This window comes from Neolewinella antarctica, assembly GCF_011927835.1.
Lineage (GTDB): Bacteria > Bacteroidota > Bacteroidia > Chitinophagales > Saprospiraceae > Neolewinella > Neolewinella antarctica.
In genome coordinates, this window is sequence record NZ_JAATJH010000004.1 from 35,638 (window position 1) to 54,145 (window position 18,508).

The window sequence follows — 18,508 nt, forward strand, 5'->3', positions numbered from 1 at the left end:
TAATACGTACCGCGCACGTTCGTCACTTCTTCCCCGTCCGATACTCCGCAATACTGATATTCCGCACCCGCGAGTTCATCCCCCCGGGGTTATCCACAAAATGAACGTGCGCTACGTAATCCTCGATTACGTTTATCTTCTGCAACGGCGTAACGATCAGCAACTGCAAATTAAGGCGTTTAAATAATTCCAGGCCGTAGCGCGTCGAATCGTCCGACCCCCGGCCGAAGGCTTCGTCGATCACCACGAAGCGGAAGCTGCGGTCGGTACTTTTGCCTACCTGCAATCCGAACTGGAAGGCAATTGCGCTGGCCAGGATGGTATAGGCGAGTTTCTCTTTCTGTCCACCGGATTTGCCGCTGCTGTCGGTATAAAATTCCTTGCTCTTATCATCTTCCCGGTAGCGCTCGTCCGCGCCGAACTCATACCACTGGCGGACGTCCGTGACCCGGGCCGTCCAGCGGCGGTCGGTTTCGGTGGTGCCCCGAAAGCGGTCGAGAAGTTGCTTCACCCGCTGGAATTTTTGTTCGTTGTAAACATCCTTTCCGTCGCTTATTGTATTCGCTATGCAAGCCTTCAAATCTTGCTTAAAACTGGTTATGTCGCTACTGTTAACGCGCTCGCTCGTGATGGCTACATAAGTACCCAGATCGGCGTCGTAATCGATGTCTCGTAGGTGCTCGTTGATGCTGCTGATCTTGGTATCTATCTCGCGGGTGTAGCGGTCGAGGCGGTTGCGGAACATGACCATTTTTTGGATGGTCCCCTCCCGCAACAGGCGACGGAATTGATCTTCGAATTGAGGGAGTTTATCGCGCTTCAGGGTTTCGTAGCGGCGGTGGTAATCGGGCAGGGAGGCGAGGCTATCGTCGAAATCCCGGGAGTCGTTCGGAAAAGCGGTGCGGTAGTCCGACATTTGTCGGGTGATACGAATTTCACTGGTCCGCAGCTTTTTGTTTTGCTTGGTAATTAGCCCGTCTTCACCGTCGAGGCGGGTGAGGAGTTGGCGTTCGGTGGGGTCGGACGTGGGGTGCCCCGCGAGTAGTTTTTCGAGGCCGGCCGGGGCGGTTCGTGCGCTTGTTTCTACGGTCCGGTAAGCATTTATTATCGCCGGAACGTCGGGATTGGCGGGGTCCAGGGCAACATCCGGTCTGGGCACGTCGATTTCTTCCAGCAGGCGGTACATTTCGTCGGCCGTTTGCAGGGTCTGATTTTCGAGCCCACCGGTTTTTTTGATCAGATCGGTCACCCGTGCTCGTACGTCCTTCAACTCGCTCGTAGTGGCCTGGATCTGGGTTTCCAGCGTATCGAGCTCACCGCTCTTAGCTTTCATGTTCTCGCGCTGGCGGTGCAAATCCTGGAGGCGTAGGCTGCTTTCGGCAAAGTCGAGCGGGCGAAATTCCGGGTATCTGCTCACGAGGTCGCGCAGCACGTCCCGTCGTTCATTCAGGGCGCGGCCGCGGGTGCGAAGGTCGTACAGAAGAGTAGTGAAACGGGCTACCTCCGCCGCCAACCGTTCCCGTTCCGTTTCGAGTGCGGCGATCTTTTCGAGGTTCGTCCAGCCCAGAATGTATTGCTTGCGATCGTCGATGCGGAACCGGTCGTCCTTATCGTGGCGCATCCGGTTGGCTTTGACCTGCCCGTTGCGGGTGAGGCCCCGGGCGGCGCGGCGGAAGTCTTCCAGGTTTTCGCAGCATTCGTAGTTGTACCGGACGGTCAGCTCCTGTTCCAACCAGTCGTAGTGTTCGGTGTTGCCTTTGATCTCGACCTTCGTGGGTAAGTTCCGGCTGCCGACTTGGCTAGCGTTTTTGCCCCGGTGGGTGAGTGTGCGCAGATAAACCACTCGGCCACCCAGATTGAGTCGGTTGACGGCCTCGCTGACCCGTTCGTAATGCCGGTCGGCCACCAGGATGCTTAGCCCCAAACCGTGCAGAACCCGCTCGATGGCTCCTTCCCAATCCCGCGCGGATTCCTTTACCCGCAGGAGTTCCCCGGCAAAGGGTAACTCCTCTTCTTCCAGTTGGAGTTCGGCTAATAATTTAGCCCGTATGTTGAGGTTTCTGCTGGGGATGAGGGTCGGGCGTTCGCGGAGGGATTTTAGCTCGTCTTCTACTTCTCGAAGTTCGGTTTGGGCATTCTTCTGATCTACGTATAACCGGCTCCGTTCCTCCTCCGTCTCGACTAGGTCAGTCTCGGTTTGTTGAAGGCGTTCGGTAAATTTCCTTCGCTGATCGGCAAAGGTTTGGGGGTTGGTAGCAGGAAGGTAGGCGGAGGTATTTTCCAGCGAAGTGCATAGTCGTTCGAGGTCGGCGGCATAGCCATCGGCCAGGGTGCGGCGGCGGTCGAGTTCCTGAGTGGCGTTGTCGATGTCGTGCTTTACGGACTCAAGTTGTTGGTACAGGTCGTTTCTACTCAACAACACGTTCAAGCGGGTTAGTTTTTTCTCTATGTCGGTCACGTGGCGCTGCTGGGTGGCCCGTTCATCGCGGTTACTTTCCCATTCACTTTGCACCCGCGACAGCGCCCTTTTCAGGTCGAGTAATTTCCGGTAAGCGAAATAGCGGGGAATCTCGTTTCGGACAGCGTTGAGTTCCCGGATGCTCGCCTGGGTCTTTTTCCGCTTCCCGTCCGCATTCATGAGGGGTTCGAGAGTCTCTAGCTGCTTGCGCGCCGACTGGACGGCCTGGTGCGCCGTATCCGCCTCGGCGTAGCTCTTTACGAGACTATCGATCTCCTCCATGATTTCCGTGCGGCCAAGCATCCGTTCCCGGACGAACTCGGTCAGATTACCTACCTGCTTCATGCTCACCGTTTGGTAGAAGAGGTCTAGTGCCTCGGGTTGCTTGATGCCGAAGCGCCTGCGGAACTCATTGAAATAGCGGGTGAAACTCGTGTGCACCTCTACGTCATTCCGTCCCTTTAAGCGGCGGCGTAACGTATTGATATCGTGATTAAAATCACTAAAATCCGCCGATACGGACAGGTACTTTGTTCCCACCAAATAGAGCCGCTCTACTTTACTCCCCTTTACCGTCCACAGCACCTGCGTCAGCGCCACCTTTTCCCCCGTACCCTCATTGGTGAAATTGGCGATAAGCACGGAATACGATCTACCGGCTTCGCGCAAAAACACGTCACGCGCCCGCGCTGAATCGCCGACTTTCTCGTTTTTGTACGCACCCTGCACGTAAGTAATCAGGCTGCGTTCCCGCGTCTCCGCGCCGGCTGCCTTATTGTAAACGATTTGGCGGTTAGGCACCAACAAGGTCGTGATCGCATCCACCAAAGTCGATTTTCCCGAGCCGATATTTCCGGTCAGGAGAGCATTTTGGCCACCGGGCGTGATGGTCCAGATTTTATCGTGAAAAGTGCCCCAGTTAAGGACTTCTAGGGTGGTCAGGCGGAAGCCGGCCTGGGCGTTGTCGATGTTGGTGTTTAGGTCTAGGGTCATGCGGTTTTTCTGATATGCGATATACGATTCTTGATTTGCTACCGCTGTTGCTCTCGCTGCCGTTGTTACTTGTGGCACCTTTTGAGGAGCGAAGCGACGAACGGGAGTGCGGCAGCTAAATCTCATATCGCATATCCCCTTCAGGTTACTCTTCTTCGGGGGAGCCGAAGCGTTGGCGGTGGTAGGTTTTTAAGGTGACGTAAATGGCCTGAATTTCTTCAATGGGCAAGTAAGCTTTGAGGATGCGGCGGACTTCATAGCGGTCGCGTTCGCCTTTGATGGGGCGGAGGAAGTTGAAGTCGACCAACTTTTTGATAGCGCGTTCGACGCCTTCTTCGCGTTTTCTTTCGTTGGTGTCCAGTTCGTCCCAGTAGGCGCGCATCATGTCGACCATATCCTCGCCGGACAGGACCAGCCGGACTTCGTCGCCGGCGGCTTCGAAGCCGGCGAGGCGCTTGCGGAGGAGGACCAGAAGGATGGTCTGGGGGTAGCTCAGCCGGCGACGGCTCATGAGGTTGGGGAAGTCGGCTGCCTCTTGGTCGTGTTCCCGTTGACGGAGATAGGCATAACCTTCCGGCTCATCAACGAGGAGTTGCAGGTTGAGGGTCGCGAAGTAGTCTTCCAGGCCGCCGCGATGTTGGAGTAATTGCTCCCATTCGACGGAGCGGTCGCGGTACAGAATACCCTTTAAGAGGCGAACGGCGGCGGCCCCGAACTGGTCCCGTAGTTGTTGTAATTCACTCATTGAGGAAAAGGGTTTCGGGGAAGGTCGCCACTCGTTCCCCGTGGGGCGTGGCGTAGGCGATCGTCTCTTCTCGCCCGGCGCTGATCACGGCGCGGTTCTTGGTTTCGTATTGAGTAGCGATGCCGAAATAAGCGATTAGCTCGGTAAGTCCACGGCGGGGTGGGATGGCTTCGGCAATCTCCCCGAGACTAATCTGGCGGCGGTTGCGGAGTAACTTTTTGATACGGTCTTTGAGTTCGCGAACGTCGACGTACTCCTGCTCGAACAACGCATCGGTTACGACGGCGTCGGCGTCACCGGCCACCGGGCGGTTTCCGGTAAGGTCGAGCCGGGCGGGCGGCTCGTAGAGGCTCCGGTCCATGGGGAGGTTGATGTTGGCGAGCCCGGCAATCGTAGTGAAACGGTGTTGTTTCGGCGGGTCGGTCTTGACTTCACCGGCCAGTTTTTCAATATCGGAGATTAGCGAGGTGATGCGCTGGTTATCGGCGTAGGCGCGGGTCTGGACGAAGCGCCGGAGTTGCTCCACGAGGCGGTCGGTAGTGCGGTTAACGCGGTTGCCGGCGTCGACGAGGGCTGATTCCATACGGGGCAGGAAGGAAGTGGCGCGGCGCTCGGCCAGCCCCGGGAGGTCGAAGATTTGTTGGAGGTAGGCTTCCTGTTCGTCGCGGCGGCGCTCGTCCATCAGGAATTCCCAGAAACCCCGGAAGGTACGGCCCTGGTCGGAGTCTAGGATCTCGGCGCGGCCGTCGAAGATGGTGGTCAGGGCATCTCCCCGGCTGGCGTGGTGGGCCATTAGTTCCTGACGGGCGCGGGCGTTGAGGCGGCGAAAATTGTCTTCGATCGTCCGAAAATCATAGAGTAGCCGCCGGGAAGTCTCCTCGATGTCTTGGAGTCGTTCGCGGATGCCCGTTTCTCCGAGGGTAGCGAGTTCACCGCGGTCGAGGGCCGCGAGTTGTGTATCGATGGCCGCGCGGCGTTCCAGCAGTTGTTGGCGGCGGGCGTCTACATCCTCGGTCGTATTTTCGGCCAGTTGGCGGATCTGCTCGAAGACCTGGCGGAGGCGGGATTCGGCCCCGACGAATTCCGATTTACCCAGCTCGGCGAACCACTGCAGGGCTTGTTCGCCGGCGGCGGTGAGTTCGAAGGTGGCCTCGTCGGCGTCCCGCTCGTAGAATTGGCGGAGGAAGTTTTCGTCCGTCCAGGTTTCGAGGTACTCGCGGGCGGGCCGGGGGTAACGGGTGTCGTTGTCGGCGCCTTGGCCACTATCGTTGATGACGAAGAGAAGGTCGGTGAGCCTGGTGGTTAGTTCGCGACTGCCGAATTGCGCTTTGCGGGCTTCGTGAAAAGTGTTTTTAAAAAAAGTGATAATTAGGGGCGCGGAATCCTTACGGAGCAAGCGGACGGCGGGGTGTTCGCGTAGTAAATGGGCGGTGGAATCGTGGGTTTGGGACACTTAGCGGAAGGTAGGGAAAAATTGAGACCCAGCTAAGTCGGGAGGGGTAGGGGAGTGTAATACGCTCCGCACGCTATTTGCTTTGCAGTGCTTTGTAAATTGTGGCAACATAGCATTGCACGAGGTCAATCACGCTAACTCCACCAGAACATCCTCCACCAACATCTTGGTAAGGTCAATAGTAGGCAAAATGATATCCCGATAAGCCGCATCAGCCTCCAACTTGGCACTTAGATACCCGCGACAGGAACCAATAGCAATAACCCCGAGGTGTTGAGCAAAACCGGCCGGAATCAAAAGATGGCCATCCTGCGTAACGAGCGCCTCCCAGGCGGTTTGTCGTAAAGCAAAAACGACTTCGATACTGAGTGAAATAAAAGCCTCGTCATCCTGTAAAAAGGAGATAGTGGGGATTACGACAATGCTGCGCGTAGCTACTACCGCACCAAAGCCAATGTTGCCGTCGATGGGCGGCTGGGCGGTAGTGATGGTTACCCCGCATCTAATGGTGATCGAGCGCTGGCTAATCTTAGTTAACGTGAATCCAATCTGCTCCTGAACGGTCATGAGGCTAAAGTTAAGCGTTGTGTATTACCAAATTCATCGCCCCGACCAGGTCGGTACGCAAACCATCCACGACGGAAACCTCACGTGGGTCGCCACCGTAGAGAAGCTGATCTACGCGTGAGATGGGGTAATTGCTGGTCGGAAGGTTTTCGAGACCGTCAAGCCCGGTGACTTGCGTAAAAGAATCTTGTTCGGCCTGTACGATCATCACCACGCTAGGTTGTCTGATAATGGGGTTCTCCTCCCGGTTCGGTTCCCGAAGAACTTTGATTAGTGGTTCTCCTAATGCTTTCTCTAACTTCAGCAGGGTACTAACCCGTAAATCCTGCTTCCCTTTCAGGATACGGCTTAGTGCCTGTGGCAACATACCGGCTTTCTCCGCAAAATCTTGCCGCTTCATACCCGTTCGGTCCAAGTATTCTAATACGCGGTAATTGACGCTGGTTTTAAAGCGTCGCTCATCGCGATCGTCATTCAGTACGTCGTCGACTAAATCCTGCCACCCTACGGCAGGTTTAGCGTGTTTGTTGAGATATTGTCTGAGTTTATCCTTTGCCATATTGATGTTACGGGTGTAAATGGAATTCGTAAAGTTCAAAAAACTTGTCAGGGTCCTCCTTACGGAAGTGGCGAGCGGCGGCCCGGACTTTGTCTAGTTCCCGCTGAGTAGCCGGATGATCCTGGAGGGTTCGTTCGAGCTTGATCGCCCCGCCGGTTATAAAATACACCCCGGAAGAAGAACGGACGGCGAAGAGTCGCAGCCAGCTCTTAAAGCGGCTACCCTTAATTTTCGTTTCAACAAAGTCAACTGAGCGGGGCGTTTCGTGAACGGTTGTGAATAATGTATCCAAGTCGGTGGCATCACCCCCGTCAGTCTTAGCCATCGCTTGGATCAGGCGGGTGAAAAGATCCTTGCTGTCGTCTTTCGTGCGGTTAATGGCTTCTATCACATCGGGTTTATCCATGAAAAACGATAGTGCCGCTCGGTTATTCCTGAAGAAGTCAAATAACCATTCATCGCTTTGCCATAGTCGATACGCCTTATTTAACTCGTGCTCGTCTTCATCGTCATAAGTTTCCTCCGCGAATCGGACACTGTACACACGTTTGCCTGCTCCGGAACCTCGAATGTACGCGTTATGTTGAACACTTCTAAACTTTTAGGTTAAGTTTTGCCGGGATCGGTGAAAATACCATTTTTTGTGCTTACTTAGAAAAGATTGACACATTTACTTGGGGGATCGGGGCAGCAAGTGCCTTGAGTGAAGTGATGGGGGTACCCGGTTTAGGGACCACGAAATTTGATCGTAGTAACGGATATTACCCAACTACTTTCGCTCCTCTCCCCCAAACCCGGCACCCGCGAAGCCAAAGCGAGTCCCGCACTTAGTCGGGACGTCCGCGACGCGTAAGCTAGTCCCGTACTTTGTCGGGGCGCCCAAATTAAAAGAACGAACCGTTATCTACCTTACGCGGCCGGCACCGCCAATAGCCGCCCGTGACGCCCACCCATGCCCAAACTACTCGCCATATCCATTTTGTTGACCTGCTTCGTCGCCACCACTGGTTGCTGGCCCGGCGAGACCGACAAATACCCCGAAATCCCCGAATTCGACGTGGCCATGGCGGCCCATCCGGACTTCGTCCGCACGACGTGCCGCCGCACCCAAACCTGCCACGACGACCGCTACCTCAGCCTGCTCAGCCGCGATACCCTGATCGTTTACGAACGCAACGGCGCGGACTACGTACCCGTTGGGAGAGTCCACCCGGTCAGTGAAGTCGGGCAATTGAACGACGGTAGTATTTTCTATGCCGACGACAATCATTCCAGCCGTACCGCCAGCGGCGGTCTCCTCCTACCACCCTTCACGCGGAAAATTCCCTTCGATACCCTGCTGCTCCCGGTTGCTCCGGGCGGGGCCGGTGACGTAGCCTCCCTGTTTATCCGCAATGCAGACAACCCGCTGTCCGGTGAGGAGCGCGCGGCGGCGGCCCGGATCACCGCGCAGCGCAACGCCGTCGTGGCCACTCGCTTCGCCGGCAAGGTTGACTGCATCGAGGCGTTGCCCCTGTCGGAACCTTACTACTTGTTTCACTTTCGGGACGGCACCATTAAACTCTTCTACGACGCCCACGCCGAGTGGTTCCGCAACGTGCTGTTTTCCGGCGACGGACCGAGCGAAATTGGCGTCTTCGGAACGGACCACGCCTTCCCCCGCTGCCCCGGGCGCCTGGTGTTGCGCGACTGCGCGCCACCCCCCGTCACCGTCGATTATCAGCTCACCAAGCTGGATTCGATCGTTGACTATTACCGCTGGGCGGCCACGGGCGGGCGGTTGAGCCCGGGCGCGATGGTGCCCGTCCGGCAATATTATTACGCCTTCACTTTTCGGGGGACGACGGTCCGGTTCAAGGCCGGGGAGCTCGGGGTGGGGCGGGATTTGGGGAGTGCGCTGTTGCTCTGGGACGGATTTTTTGGGGATGCCTACGGGGTTACTGAATAAAAGCGGATTAGGCTACCGCATTCAGGTAGGTACCGGCCGGAGTGAAAACTAAATTATCCGTAGAAACTATTGCACCTTCATCGTTCCGATAACGGTTTCCGCCTTCCGGTAATCCCCGGACAAAGGCTCATCCGTAATGAACCGCATCCGGTCCGCTTCCGTAGTCGCGAATGCCGTCATTTCCAGAAGTAGATCATCGACAATTATCCGCCATTTCTCGTAAGCTCCGGGAACATCCTTTACGTACACCTCCTGCGTGAGTTCCGCAATTATCTTTTTGCGGACCAATTCATTGTCCCGCTCCACGGTTTTGAACATGACGGTGGCGATGCCGTAGCTCGGCGATTGGTCGTAGATAGCGGCGAGGTCCCGCCGGTTCTTCCGCGCGTTGAGTTCGTACAGGTCGAAGACGATTTGTTGCGTCAGGAAATCGAGTGTATTGTCGTTGAGGGCGTAGGAGCAGTCTTTGCAAAAGGCGGGTGCGAAGTAAACCTTCTCCAGCATTTTGCCCTGGTCGCGTTTTCGTTTCGGCTCGTCGAGCACGGAGAAGAGGACGACGGAAGCACCCCAGCAAAGACCGATCTCCTGGCAGTGCTTCACTGGGTCGGGTTTGGTCACGGTGGTGCTGTAATCACTTTGCCGCAAGGGGTGGTCGGGGCTCCAGAAAATGTGTGTCGCAGTGGCTACCGTACTCGTCTGGCCGTACGCTACGACGGATAGTGGGAGTAGGAATAACAAGGGAAGCACCCGTTTGAACGGGGGGAATACGTTCCAAAAAGTGCCAGGGGTCAATTGCATGGTGTCGTAATTAGGGGGTGACGACGCTTCACTTTGTTTCAAAAAAGTTGGGCGCGGACGTAGATGCAGGGTTAGGTACGGTTTCCCGTTCGGGAGCGGGGTAGATAACCCCGTCCGTAAAAGTAAATTTCGGTCCTTTTGGGGATATGGCCAAATTGTTTGTGCCCTCTCGCACACTAACTTTGCACCTGCGGCCGCGCCCCGCAAAACGTAACCGCGGTAGCTAAGGTGCGTCGGTTTCGAATGCTACGGAATGATGTTTTTTACCGATTCGCTCGATTGAGATTAATGAATTTAATTCATCCGCAAACTTTGGACTTGATACCAATAATAATTCAACTTATTTACTTGTTAATCCGCAAAATCACTTCTGGCTCCGCGTAATCGACTAGTGAGTCCAGTTGTGCCGCGATACCTATCGTCCAGCCGGGCTGTAAACTGCGATTCGCGTACACCTGGGAATCGTAGCGGTCCTGCTCCCGTTGCCAATCGGGTATGAGGGAAGCAAAATGACGCTCCAGTTCGGCCTGCACGGTAGGGCGATTAAAGGTCGTCTCGCTGGCGTAGCGGCGGAATTTGCGCGCGTACAGTTCCGTGATGTCGAAATGCACTTGTTCGTGGACAAGTACGGTGCTGTCCTGCCGTCCGTGTTTAAAATAAGAGAGCCGGGGATCAAAATAACTTTGCACCCGCAGCCGGTACTTACCGAAGCGCGTGACCGCACTCAGGGCGTACGTAATATTAGTGGACGTCGCGGCCTGAAACGGCCGTTCCAGCGTATCTCCCCGAAAGTTCCGGTACCCCAGCCGGCGCTCGGCGGACCAGTACACCCGGTCTTCGTACGCCTCCGGCTCCGCCACCAGGTAAAGCCGCCCCCTGATGCGGTGGCACGTGCTGGCGTAGTCTGGCAACCGGTGTTCCGTGATCTCCAGCAAATTCGCCCCGGCCCTACGCGCCTCCGTCTCCGCTGCTTTCCGGACGGATGCGTAATCACAATTAATGGTAAAGCCCTTCTCCTTTATTTCTATTTCACCGATTAATAGGGCGTCGGCGGGCAGTGCCGCCGGGCGCTCGGTTTGGTCGATGAGGCCGAAGGGGGCGGTTGGGGGCTGGGCGGGGCGTTGGTTTTGAAGGCTTAGGGTGGGGGCGGGGGACTGGCAGGTTTGGGTTAGGGTGGTTAGTAGTAGGTAGGTTAGGATTGTTAGTGGGTGGCGGAAGGGCATTATTTTTTATTTGCGTCCCGATTGCTATCGGGACGGGGGCAGGGTTTATTGGAAGACGTAAAGAACGTTAATTGGTGACCGACTGGATTTCTTTTAAGAACCAATCGAAGGTGGCCAGGAAAGTGCGCATGCTTTCTTCGGGTGCCAGTAGATCGAGAGAGAAACTGGGTCGCTTATCGATTTTATCCGCTGGCAGCTCGACTCCGGGGATGGTGTTTAGTCGATCCATCAATTCTTGTCTTTTCACCAGTTGGTCAAATGGTGGCTTAGTTACGTAGTATTGAAAGTACATTTCCAGCCAGTTTCGGGATGCCATAGCGAAAGGGTAGACCGTTAGCGGATCGTGAATTTCAGGAATGATTGATGGAGTTTTGCCTTTACCCCCAACCATGACAAAACCCCTGGATTCAAAATACGCTACAATCCTTCTTGCGACTTGACCCGCAGGAATACTGGTTTTATCTAGTTCCGAGTAAAACTCTTGTAGCGTCCAGCGAGGACGGGTGGTTGCCCCGCCACTGCGACGCACTTTTTTGCTGGCACCCACACTAGTCAGGCCAACGACCCGGGGGACCAACGTCCTCGTTTCCCCCGAGCGAAACTGCTTGATGGCCACCCCCAAAATATCCGCCGGACTCATCTGCTCGTTGAGGAATTCGATGATTCGTTGTAGTTCCGAAGGAATGTAGTCCGCCACGATGAGCATTCGAATCTTTCCGGCCCGGAGGTTGGTATTGACAGATTCCCAAAACCTGGCACTCTGTACTTCTTCCCCGGCACCCGCGTCCGCGCCCAAAAACTTATTGAGCACTGTATCACTCTCCTCCCCACGATCGGCACAAGCCTTCTCAAAACTCGCGATGATGCCCTCGACGGTCCAGTAAGCCGCGGCGTTAGCGGCGTAGTCGAGCACCTGCCCCACGACCTCCCTACGAATGCGCGTATCCGTCGCCCGTTTCACTTCGACCAGCGTGGGGATACCGTCCTGATCGATGAATAAATGATCGAGCGACCAGCGGCTACCCGCGTCCGCCCGGTCGGGCACCCCCATTTCCCGGTCGATGAAGAGCCAGCGGCGAGGCGACTCCTCGTCGAGCTGTTTGCCGGCGAGGAGGTCGGGGTGGGCGGCCAGGAGTTCCTGGAGCTTTGCTTCGGTGAGGTAGGGGGCTTCGGTTAGTTCCTGGAGTTGGCCGGCTGGGTTTAGTAGGAAGATGGAGTCTGGCATGGTAAGGAAATGAGTTGTGCAGTACTGCAAATTATCGTTCAATTGGCCAGTATCGTACGCTTGCCGTAATGAGCGTTTGCTTCACCGATGCGCTTAGCAACGACTTTTTGAAATTCAACCGGTGAAACTACCGCAACTTGCTCCCCAAAAGACAGGATAAGTTTCACCAATTCAAAGTTGGGAATGACCTTAATGACTACTTTCAACCCTGACACCCGCATTCTTGATTTTTGCGATGGATGAAGCGGCTTGGTGAGTACGTAGGGAGCGACGTCTGCCGTAAAATGGAGCATAATTTCCTGAATTTTCCCTTCTACCTGACGGGTCACCCCGACGATGTCGTAGAAGTAGTCTTCCCAGTCGATAACCGTTTGCTTATAGTTTAGTGACGTTTCGGTAACGGAAGCAATTCTGTCGAGGGCGAGGTTCCAGTTAGGTACGTCCGCTTCCGGGTTATAACCAAAGACAAACCATCGACTATTGTACTGCTTAAGGTAGTAAGGGTGAAAAGTTACCTCGTAAGGTTCCGGACTTTGAAAATCTTGATACTCGACGGTGAGGACGCGTTCGTTAACGATGGCGTTGAAGAGCGGCGTCAGGAAGTCTATTCCCTTAAGATCGACGTTACTCTCAAAGCTAATGATCTCGCCCTTGCGCTCCACCAACCCGAACCGGGATTCCAGCATAGGGATCATTTCGTTAACCCAGCCGAACTGTGGTGAGCCGGAAAAGCGGGTGAGAATTTCAAGCGCGGCACGCATCTGCGTAGCTTCGGATTCATTCAATTCCTGCCCGTAGAGTGTAAACGTGGGGTCTCGATAGCGGTAGTAAGGCTTCTTCCCGATCTTATCCTTTCTGAGTTCGATTCCCCCGCCAGCTTCAGTTTCCAAAAATTTTATGTCCGCGTAGAGTTGCCGTACTTGGATGCCGTTACTATCTGGGTTCTCATCGAGGATCGCAGCGTTGCATTCATCAAGTAAGTCCTGTATGAAGTACTGCCTTCCGGTGTTGCGGAAGCAGCGATCTAGCGTTTTGTAGCGGAGGAGGGCGTTTTTGTTGACGGCCATGGGTATGTGTTTGTTGCTGGGTGTTTTGCGCGGCCGCGGGTGCAGTGACTTGGGGAGAAGCGGGCTAGATTGTTACAGGTAGTACCGCAAATATAAGCGGGTATTGAAAGAAGATTAGCTCCGGTAGAATTGATTCAGGGAAAGGATTTTAGTTGACTACATTTGCTGTGCAAATACAGTGCACCCCACCACTTTACATTTGCGTCAGTTCTTTGAAATACCCGTCCACGGGCAACGTGATTTGACCGTTTGGTCAACTCATTAAGCCTCAAGATATTGATTCGTGGATGCTGGCACTGGTTCCGACCGGTGCAATGATCGGCATCTCTTCCGGGCTACTAGTCCGGTCGAATGGCCCAGAGAGATTTGGGCTCTTTTGAGGATCTTAATCAATAAATGATTATGGTTTTTATGAATTTATGAGGATTTAAAGCTTCATACAAATAGAGTATCGGACGGGTATTTTCAAAGGATTTTAAAAAAGCAACATGAAGGCTACGGAAGCACAGCGGGAGGAGATAAAGAGCTTGGTAGCAGAGTTATCTTCTAAAAAGGGTTTAGTGAATTTGCTTAGCAAGGCAAGAACCATGCTTTATGGGCAAGAGACCAAGCCGGTGAAGCTTAAATTATTGACTTATTATGCCAATCCCACGATTTGCCCAAGGCGTTATCGTAAGTCTACCATTCCCAAAAAGTCGGGTGGAGTCCGCACAATACATGCGCCCGTCAAAGGATTGAAGGCAATTCTTCAGCCGCTTAATTTCGTTCTCCAGTGCATGCACACGCCGCACTGTGCGGCGACGGGATTCGTCCAAGGGCGGTCCATTGTGGATAATGCGCGGAAGCACGTAGGTCAAAATTATGTCCTGAACCTTGATTTGAAGGACTTTTTTCATTCCTTTAACCGGAATCGCGTTAAGCTTGGATTTATGTTTGGTCCATTACAACTAAATGGTAGCAAAGAGCCATTAGCTTTCTTACTTGCTTCACTTTGTACACAGCCTCTTTATGAAAATGGAGATATCAAAGTCGGTCACCGTCCACCGAGTCGATTTGTAGGAGAGTCCATTTTTATGTCAGAGGATGATCCAAATTACGAACTCATTATGCAGATTTTGCAAGAAAATGAGGTGATCAATTCTAAGAGAAGAGTGAAACTTCGTATCGCAAGAGGTGCAGTCAAAACGGTTCTTCCACAAGGAAGCCCAACCTCCCCCACCATCACAAACATGCTTTGTGAAAAGCTGGATCGCCGCTTAACCGGGCTCGGGAACCGTTTCGGCGCTACCTATTCACGCTACGCCGATGATATTACTTTCTCTTCGCTCCACAACATCTACAATCAAGACGAATTTAACGACGAACTCGTACGGATAATTGAGGAGGACCAGGGCTTCAAAATCAATCCTAAAAAGACTCGATTACAACGACGTGGCTATTGCCAGGAAGTCACGGGGCTTTCTGTAAGCGAGAAAGTAAATGTTCGCAGGCGCTACGTGAAGCAACTACGCATGTGGCTCTATTATTGGGAGAAGTACGGTATTGAGAAAGCGGAAGACATCTTCGCGCGTGACTATGTTGGTGATAAGGGACACGTGAAAATGCACGTCCCGGAAATGAGTCGAGTGATTGGCGGCAAGCTAGAATTTCTCCGAATGGTGAAAGGAGAAACCGATAGCACTTATCTTGGGCTTAAGGATCGCTATGAGAAACTAATGCTTCCGTTAGATCCGCTCACCAAGATCTTGGATCTTTGGGAAGAGAAAGGCATCGATGCGGCGATGAATGCTTATTATGGAGAGGAAGTCACGGAAGAATGAAACGAAAAAATAAGCTTGACTTTTTGGGGGAGTTACTGAATGAACGAAAGCTTTCAGAGCGGCAGCGGGCGCGGGTGTTGGGGTTGGCTGGGGGGAGTGATCTCTCTGCTGGGCAGTTAGAGGGTCGGGTGGAGCGGATTGAGGAGGTAGTGTTTGAGGATAAAAAAGATGAAATCAGGTCACGTCCTATCCCGGAAGCACTATTATCCGGTGTTAGTAATGTTGAAGAAATTTCTCAATTTAATGCTTTCTTTAAAAGTGAAGTGGGGATGAAAGAATTTGAAGATTTAGCTCATATTCCGAATGTTCATGCGGCAAGTTCGATCAAGGCTTTAAGAGAAGCCACAAATACTACTTATAGGAAGAAACGAAAGCATGATCCTAAAAAAGTTTTAGGGTGGCTTCAATTGTTCACGAAAAATAATTCCGCCCTTAAGTATAGTACACATATTTGGGATCAAACAGGACTTTACCAAACTTACGGCGATTTCGTAGAGGCTTTAAATAAAGATTTATCGAATAACCAGGTTTATGACATGCAAAACTATAGCTCTGATCTTTATTGGGAAAAGATTTTTCCGTTTTTAATTCAAAAAGAATTGACTAAACTACAAAAAGATCTCAGCAATAATAAGAAATACGGATGGGGAACTTATGAAATGGCCATTGGATGGCAATATGATAAGATTATAGAAGATTGGTGTAAGAAGAACTTTGACAACAAGGGGGGGGCAGCGCAGTCGCCGTTTACAATGAAACTTCCAGAAGATGCAAGACCAGAAAAAAGTATTTTAGGGACAACTATTGATAAATTTGAGAACGCTGTTTATCTCTTTAAAAAAGAGATTGAGTTTAGGGATTCAGATCTATATTTGGGTATTAAAAGACTGGTTAGAAAAAAATTGTCGGGTTACGAGGTAAAATCATTCATTTCTTTACAAGAATGTAGCTTTTATACTAATACCGAGTACGTTCTGAAGGCAGTTGAGCGGATATTCGATATGATAAGAGCTCGTCCAGCGAGTGCATCTGTAGATGTTAGCTGTAAGTTGCAAAGTAGTAGTAATGAATATATTTTGAAGATCCGACATGCAGACTCTTTTGCCAACAAATCAATTCTCGATCCTAAATTGACATTGGAATATGATTCTGGAGATATGTCCATACTAAGGACAATTTTACTAAGTTTGTGCGATTTTTCTGTAGAATCTAAATTTAAAGACGATAACGGAGAAGACATAAATGCAGAACTTAAAATCCTCTACAACGGGGTGGAGGATAATGAGTGGAGAGTAATTCCAAATATTTTACAGGCACCTGTATTAGGATTCACGTATATTTTAAAATTTCCAGTTTAATGAAGAAGATATTATTTATTGAGGATCGACCGTTGCGACAAGCTCAATACTTTACTGAAGCGGAACTGTCAGCGCTAAAAGCAATTAGCGGCCTTCTATTTCCGGCGGGAGATGACTGCCGTATTATTATCGATAAAATAAATAAAGAAGAACTTGAGGTTGATCAATTAATTGCTCTTGTTGTAGCTCATCGATCTGCGTTTTCTGCCCAAGGTTTATTATTCTTAGTTCAAATGACTGAGAAGCGTGAAATAGATTTGATTCTATTTAGTGGTGGGTCGAATCAATTGAATTATACCGCGGGTAAAAGGCAATTCCTTTCAATGAATTCAAACCAAATATATAAAAAGGAATTATCAGCACTATTTAATGAGTATACAGACCAAGAAGGCTTTCCGCTTCTTAAATTCCAATATGGAGATAATTACGAGTTGGAGCTGTTTTTGAAATATAGATTATTACAGACCAAGCTATCTCTTGAGGAGGATGAAGACTTAAGAGACCTCATTGAATTGAAAATTGAACCTTTTGAAACTGCCATTCGGCGCTTTGACCCTCAACCTGAAAAGTTTAATCAAACGATAGAATACAAAATCGCTGCATTATGAATGCATTATTAATCCATAATGACAACCTACCATCTCAGCTTATAGATGCTTTTCAGCATAAAATGAAATTTGAAGTTACTCAAGCTGCACTAGCATCTCCAAATTTTTCATTTGATAAGGAAGCTGACCGTGAGCTAATGTTTTCCTTAAAAGATAATCGGTACAACGTTGTATTTTTGCCGGTTACTTTATCGGATAGCAATTACTTGGAATTATCTGGTTTGAGATTAGCTTTGCATATTAGATTATCACCTTTGATGAATCATACTAAAGTGCCAATAGTATTTATAGGACATGAGAGTAAAGAACAACTAGCTAAGTTGTCAGACTATGGAGCTTTTCTATTCACGACAGGCATATTCGTTACCCCTAGTTTTGACTTTTCTGAGGTAGAGACTTACTATGATTGGATAATCAAGTTTTGGCGCCCACAATCTGACTCGCTTCTTAATGAGAAGGAGTATGCTAATTTTTTAAATAAAACGAAAGTCAATTCATCGCCAAATTATCTGTCACACCATAGTGTAGAGAATGAATTGGCTTTATCAAGATGGTCAAAATATTTGAATTTTGATAGCGCGATACCTCAAGTAGTGAATAATATTAATACAGAGTTGAATTTTAAGCATTATGCTGAACTCTACCCTGTTGAGCCCCTCGATCCTATACAGGTGCCGGAAATTAAAGGGGCAGGGAGTATTTTACTGATTGATGATGAGTTTAAAAAAGGCTGGAGCGATTTTTTTAAATTATTAGTGAAAGGAAATCAAGATATTACTTATGATCATTTAGATATTGATTTTAAGGCGGCCGTTTCTAGAGCTGAGATCATTGGTGCATCGACTAGTAAAATTATTGACTTTAATCCTGACGTAATTATATTAGATCTTAGATTGTGTGATGAAGATTTTGATCTTGAAGCAAATCCAAGTGAGCTCACAGGAACTGAGATATTGAAGGCGGCAAAGAAGATTAACCCCGGAATCTCCGTTATCATATTTTCGGCAACTAATAAAATAGCAAATTTACAATCACTCCAAAAACAGGGTGTCAATGGGTTTATACGAAAGGATGCGAGAAATTATAGAAATTCTATATCAGAACTTTGCGGTATAATTGATGCTAGTTTGTTGTCCGCTTCATGGCTGAAAAAAATGTATGATAAAACTGATGAGTGTACAATACACTTGAAAAGACAAAGAAAGCAGCGCAAATTAAATGGTGAGTTTATAAGAGCCATTATAATTTATCTGGAGTTAGCGTTTGATTCCTTACTTTCAATAAGAAATCGATACGGATATGACCCAAGCTTCACTTATTATTTTTTAATAATTGAGGCATGTGGCAAGGAACTTATTGATGAAAATGATTCAGTAAAAGTAGGAGGCAAATACTATCATAAGTGGAGAGGCAGCGATCAGTACCTTAAGCACTTTGACTACAACACAAAGAGGAAGACAGGACGTCGCCTTGAATCCAAAAATAAAAGAATAGTATATAACGAAAAAATGCTAAACGTTACTGATAAAGCAAATGTCAAAGATGTTAACATCTTCAAGCTAGTTGAAATCAGAAATAATTTTCATCATCCTGATTTAATCAAAAATGATTCAATTGCACTAATCCAGATGGGTGATACTAAAGATGTTTTCGAAGTTGTATACAAACTTATCCTAAGTCTATAAC

Annotated in this window: 15 protein-coding genes; 5 read left to right on the plus strand and 10 right to left on the minus strand. The window is 50.5% G+C overall.

The genetic code is table 11. The annotated features are described in order from the left end of the window. Positions 1-22 precede the first annotated feature (22 nt). From GGR27_RS12355 to GGR27_RS12380, 6 genes are all read right to left on the minus strand, one after another. The gene (locus GGR27_RS12355) at positions 23-3,451 is read right to left on the minus strand and encodes an ATP-binding protein (RefSeq protein ID WP_168037775.1); all 3,429 of its coding nucleotides are present in this window, start codon (positions 3,449-3,451) and stop codon (positions 23-25) included. A gap of 145 nt (positions 3,452-3,596) precedes the next feature. Further along, the gene (locus tag GGR27_RS12360; protein WP_168037776.1) at positions 3,597-4,196 is read right to left on the minus strand and encodes a DUF4194 domain-containing protein; all 600 of its coding nucleotides are present in this window, start codon (positions 4,194-4,196) and stop codon (positions 3,597-3,599) included. Next, complete coding sequence (locus GGR27_RS12365) at positions 4,189-5,649, minus strand: DUF3375 domain-containing protein (RefSeq protein ID WP_168037777.1); 1,461 nt, start codon at positions 5,647-5,649, stop codon at positions 4,189-4,191. Before GGR27_RS12365 ends, GGR27_RS12360 begins: the two co-directional genes overlap by 8 nt. 129 nt (positions 5,650-5,778) lie before the next feature. Beyond that, on the minus strand, positions 5,779-6,216 hold the full coding sequence (locus GGR27_RS12370; RefSeq protein ID WP_168037778.1) for a hypothetical protein: 438 nt from the start codon (positions 6,214-6,216) through the stop codon (positions 5,779-5,781). A 10-nt stretch (positions 6,217-6,226) separates the two neighbouring features. Next, on the minus strand, positions 6,227-6,775 hold the full coding sequence (locus GGR27_RS12375; RefSeq protein WP_168037779.1) for a helix-turn-helix domain-containing protein: 549 nt from the start codon (positions 6,773-6,775) through the stop codon (positions 6,227-6,229). A 7-nt stretch (positions 6,776-6,782) separates the two neighbouring features. Beyond that, positions 6,783-7,181, minus strand: a complete 399-nt coding sequence (locus GGR27_RS12380) for a hypothetical protein (RefSeq protein WP_168037780.1) — start codon at positions 7,179-7,181, stop codon at positions 6,783-6,785. Between the two features lie 546 nt (positions 7,182-7,727). Here GGR27_RS12380 and GGR27_RS12385 point away from each other — a divergent pair. Further along, complete coding sequence (locus tag GGR27_RS12385; RefSeq protein WP_168037781.1) at positions 7,728-8,723, plus strand: hypothetical protein; 996 nt, start codon at positions 7,728-7,730, stop codon at positions 8,721-8,723. Between the two features lie 66 nt (positions 8,724-8,789). Here the strand turns inward: GGR27_RS12385 and GGR27_RS12390 are convergent, their stop codons facing one another. The 4 genes from GGR27_RS12390 to GGR27_RS12405 form a co-directional block, all read right to left on the minus strand. Further along, positions 8,790-9,521, minus strand: coding sequence for a hypothetical protein (locus GGR27_RS12390; protein ID WP_168037782.1), 732 nt, complete (start codon positions 9,519-9,521; stop codon positions 8,790-8,792). A 344-nt stretch (positions 9,522-9,865) separates the two neighbouring features. After that, the gene (locus GGR27_RS12395) at positions 9,866-10,744 is read right to left on the minus strand and encodes a DUF922 domain-containing protein (protein ID WP_168037783.1); all 879 of its coding nucleotides are present in this window, start codon (positions 10,742-10,744) and stop codon (positions 9,866-9,868) included. A gap of 67 nt (positions 10,745-10,811) precedes the next feature. Further along, positions 10,812-11,969: a PDDEXK family nuclease gene (locus GGR27_RS12400; RefSeq protein ID WP_168037784.1), complete on the minus strand. Its 1,158-nt coding sequence runs from the start codon at positions 11,967-11,969 to the stop codon at positions 10,812-10,814. Positions 11,970-12,007: 38 nt separating this feature from the next. Then, entirely contained in the window at positions 12,008-13,036 is a 1,029-nt protein-coding gene (locus GGR27_RS12405) for a helix-turn-helix transcriptional regulator (protein WP_168037785.1), read from the minus strand. 488 nt (positions 13,037-13,524) lie between these two features. Here GGR27_RS12405 and GGR27_RS12410 point away from each other — a divergent pair, with 488 nt between their 5' ends. Genes GGR27_RS12410 through GGR27_RS12425 form a run of 4 tightly spaced genes read left to right on the plus strand, consistent with a single transcriptional unit; the run spans position 13,525 to position 18,507 of the window. Then, positions 13,525-14,856, plus strand: a complete 1,332-nt coding sequence (locus GGR27_RS12410) for a reverse transcriptase family protein (RefSeq protein ID WP_209037936.1) — start codon at positions 13,525-13,527, stop codon at positions 14,854-14,856. Beyond that, positions 14,853-16,214 carry a hypothetical protein gene (locus tag GGR27_RS12415; protein ID WP_168037786.1) on the plus strand — a complete coding sequence of 454 codons (1,362 nt, stop codon included), beginning with the start codon at positions 14,853-14,855 and terminating at the stop codon, positions 16,212-16,214. Before GGR27_RS12410 ends, GGR27_RS12415 begins: the two co-directional genes overlap by 4 nt. Further along, positions 16,214-16,822, plus strand: coding sequence for a hypothetical protein (locus GGR27_RS12420; protein ID WP_168037787.1), 609 nt, complete (start codon positions 16,214-16,216; stop codon positions 16,820-16,822). Before GGR27_RS12415 ends, GGR27_RS12420 begins: the two co-directional genes overlap by 1 nt. Beyond that, on the plus strand, positions 16,819-18,507 hold the full coding sequence (locus GGR27_RS12425; protein ID WP_168037788.1) for a DNA-binding transcriptional response regulator: 1,689 nt from the start codon (positions 16,819-16,821) through the stop codon (positions 18,505-18,507). Before GGR27_RS12420 ends, GGR27_RS12425 begins: the two co-directional genes overlap by 4 nt. Position 18,508: the final 1 nt, after the last annotated feature.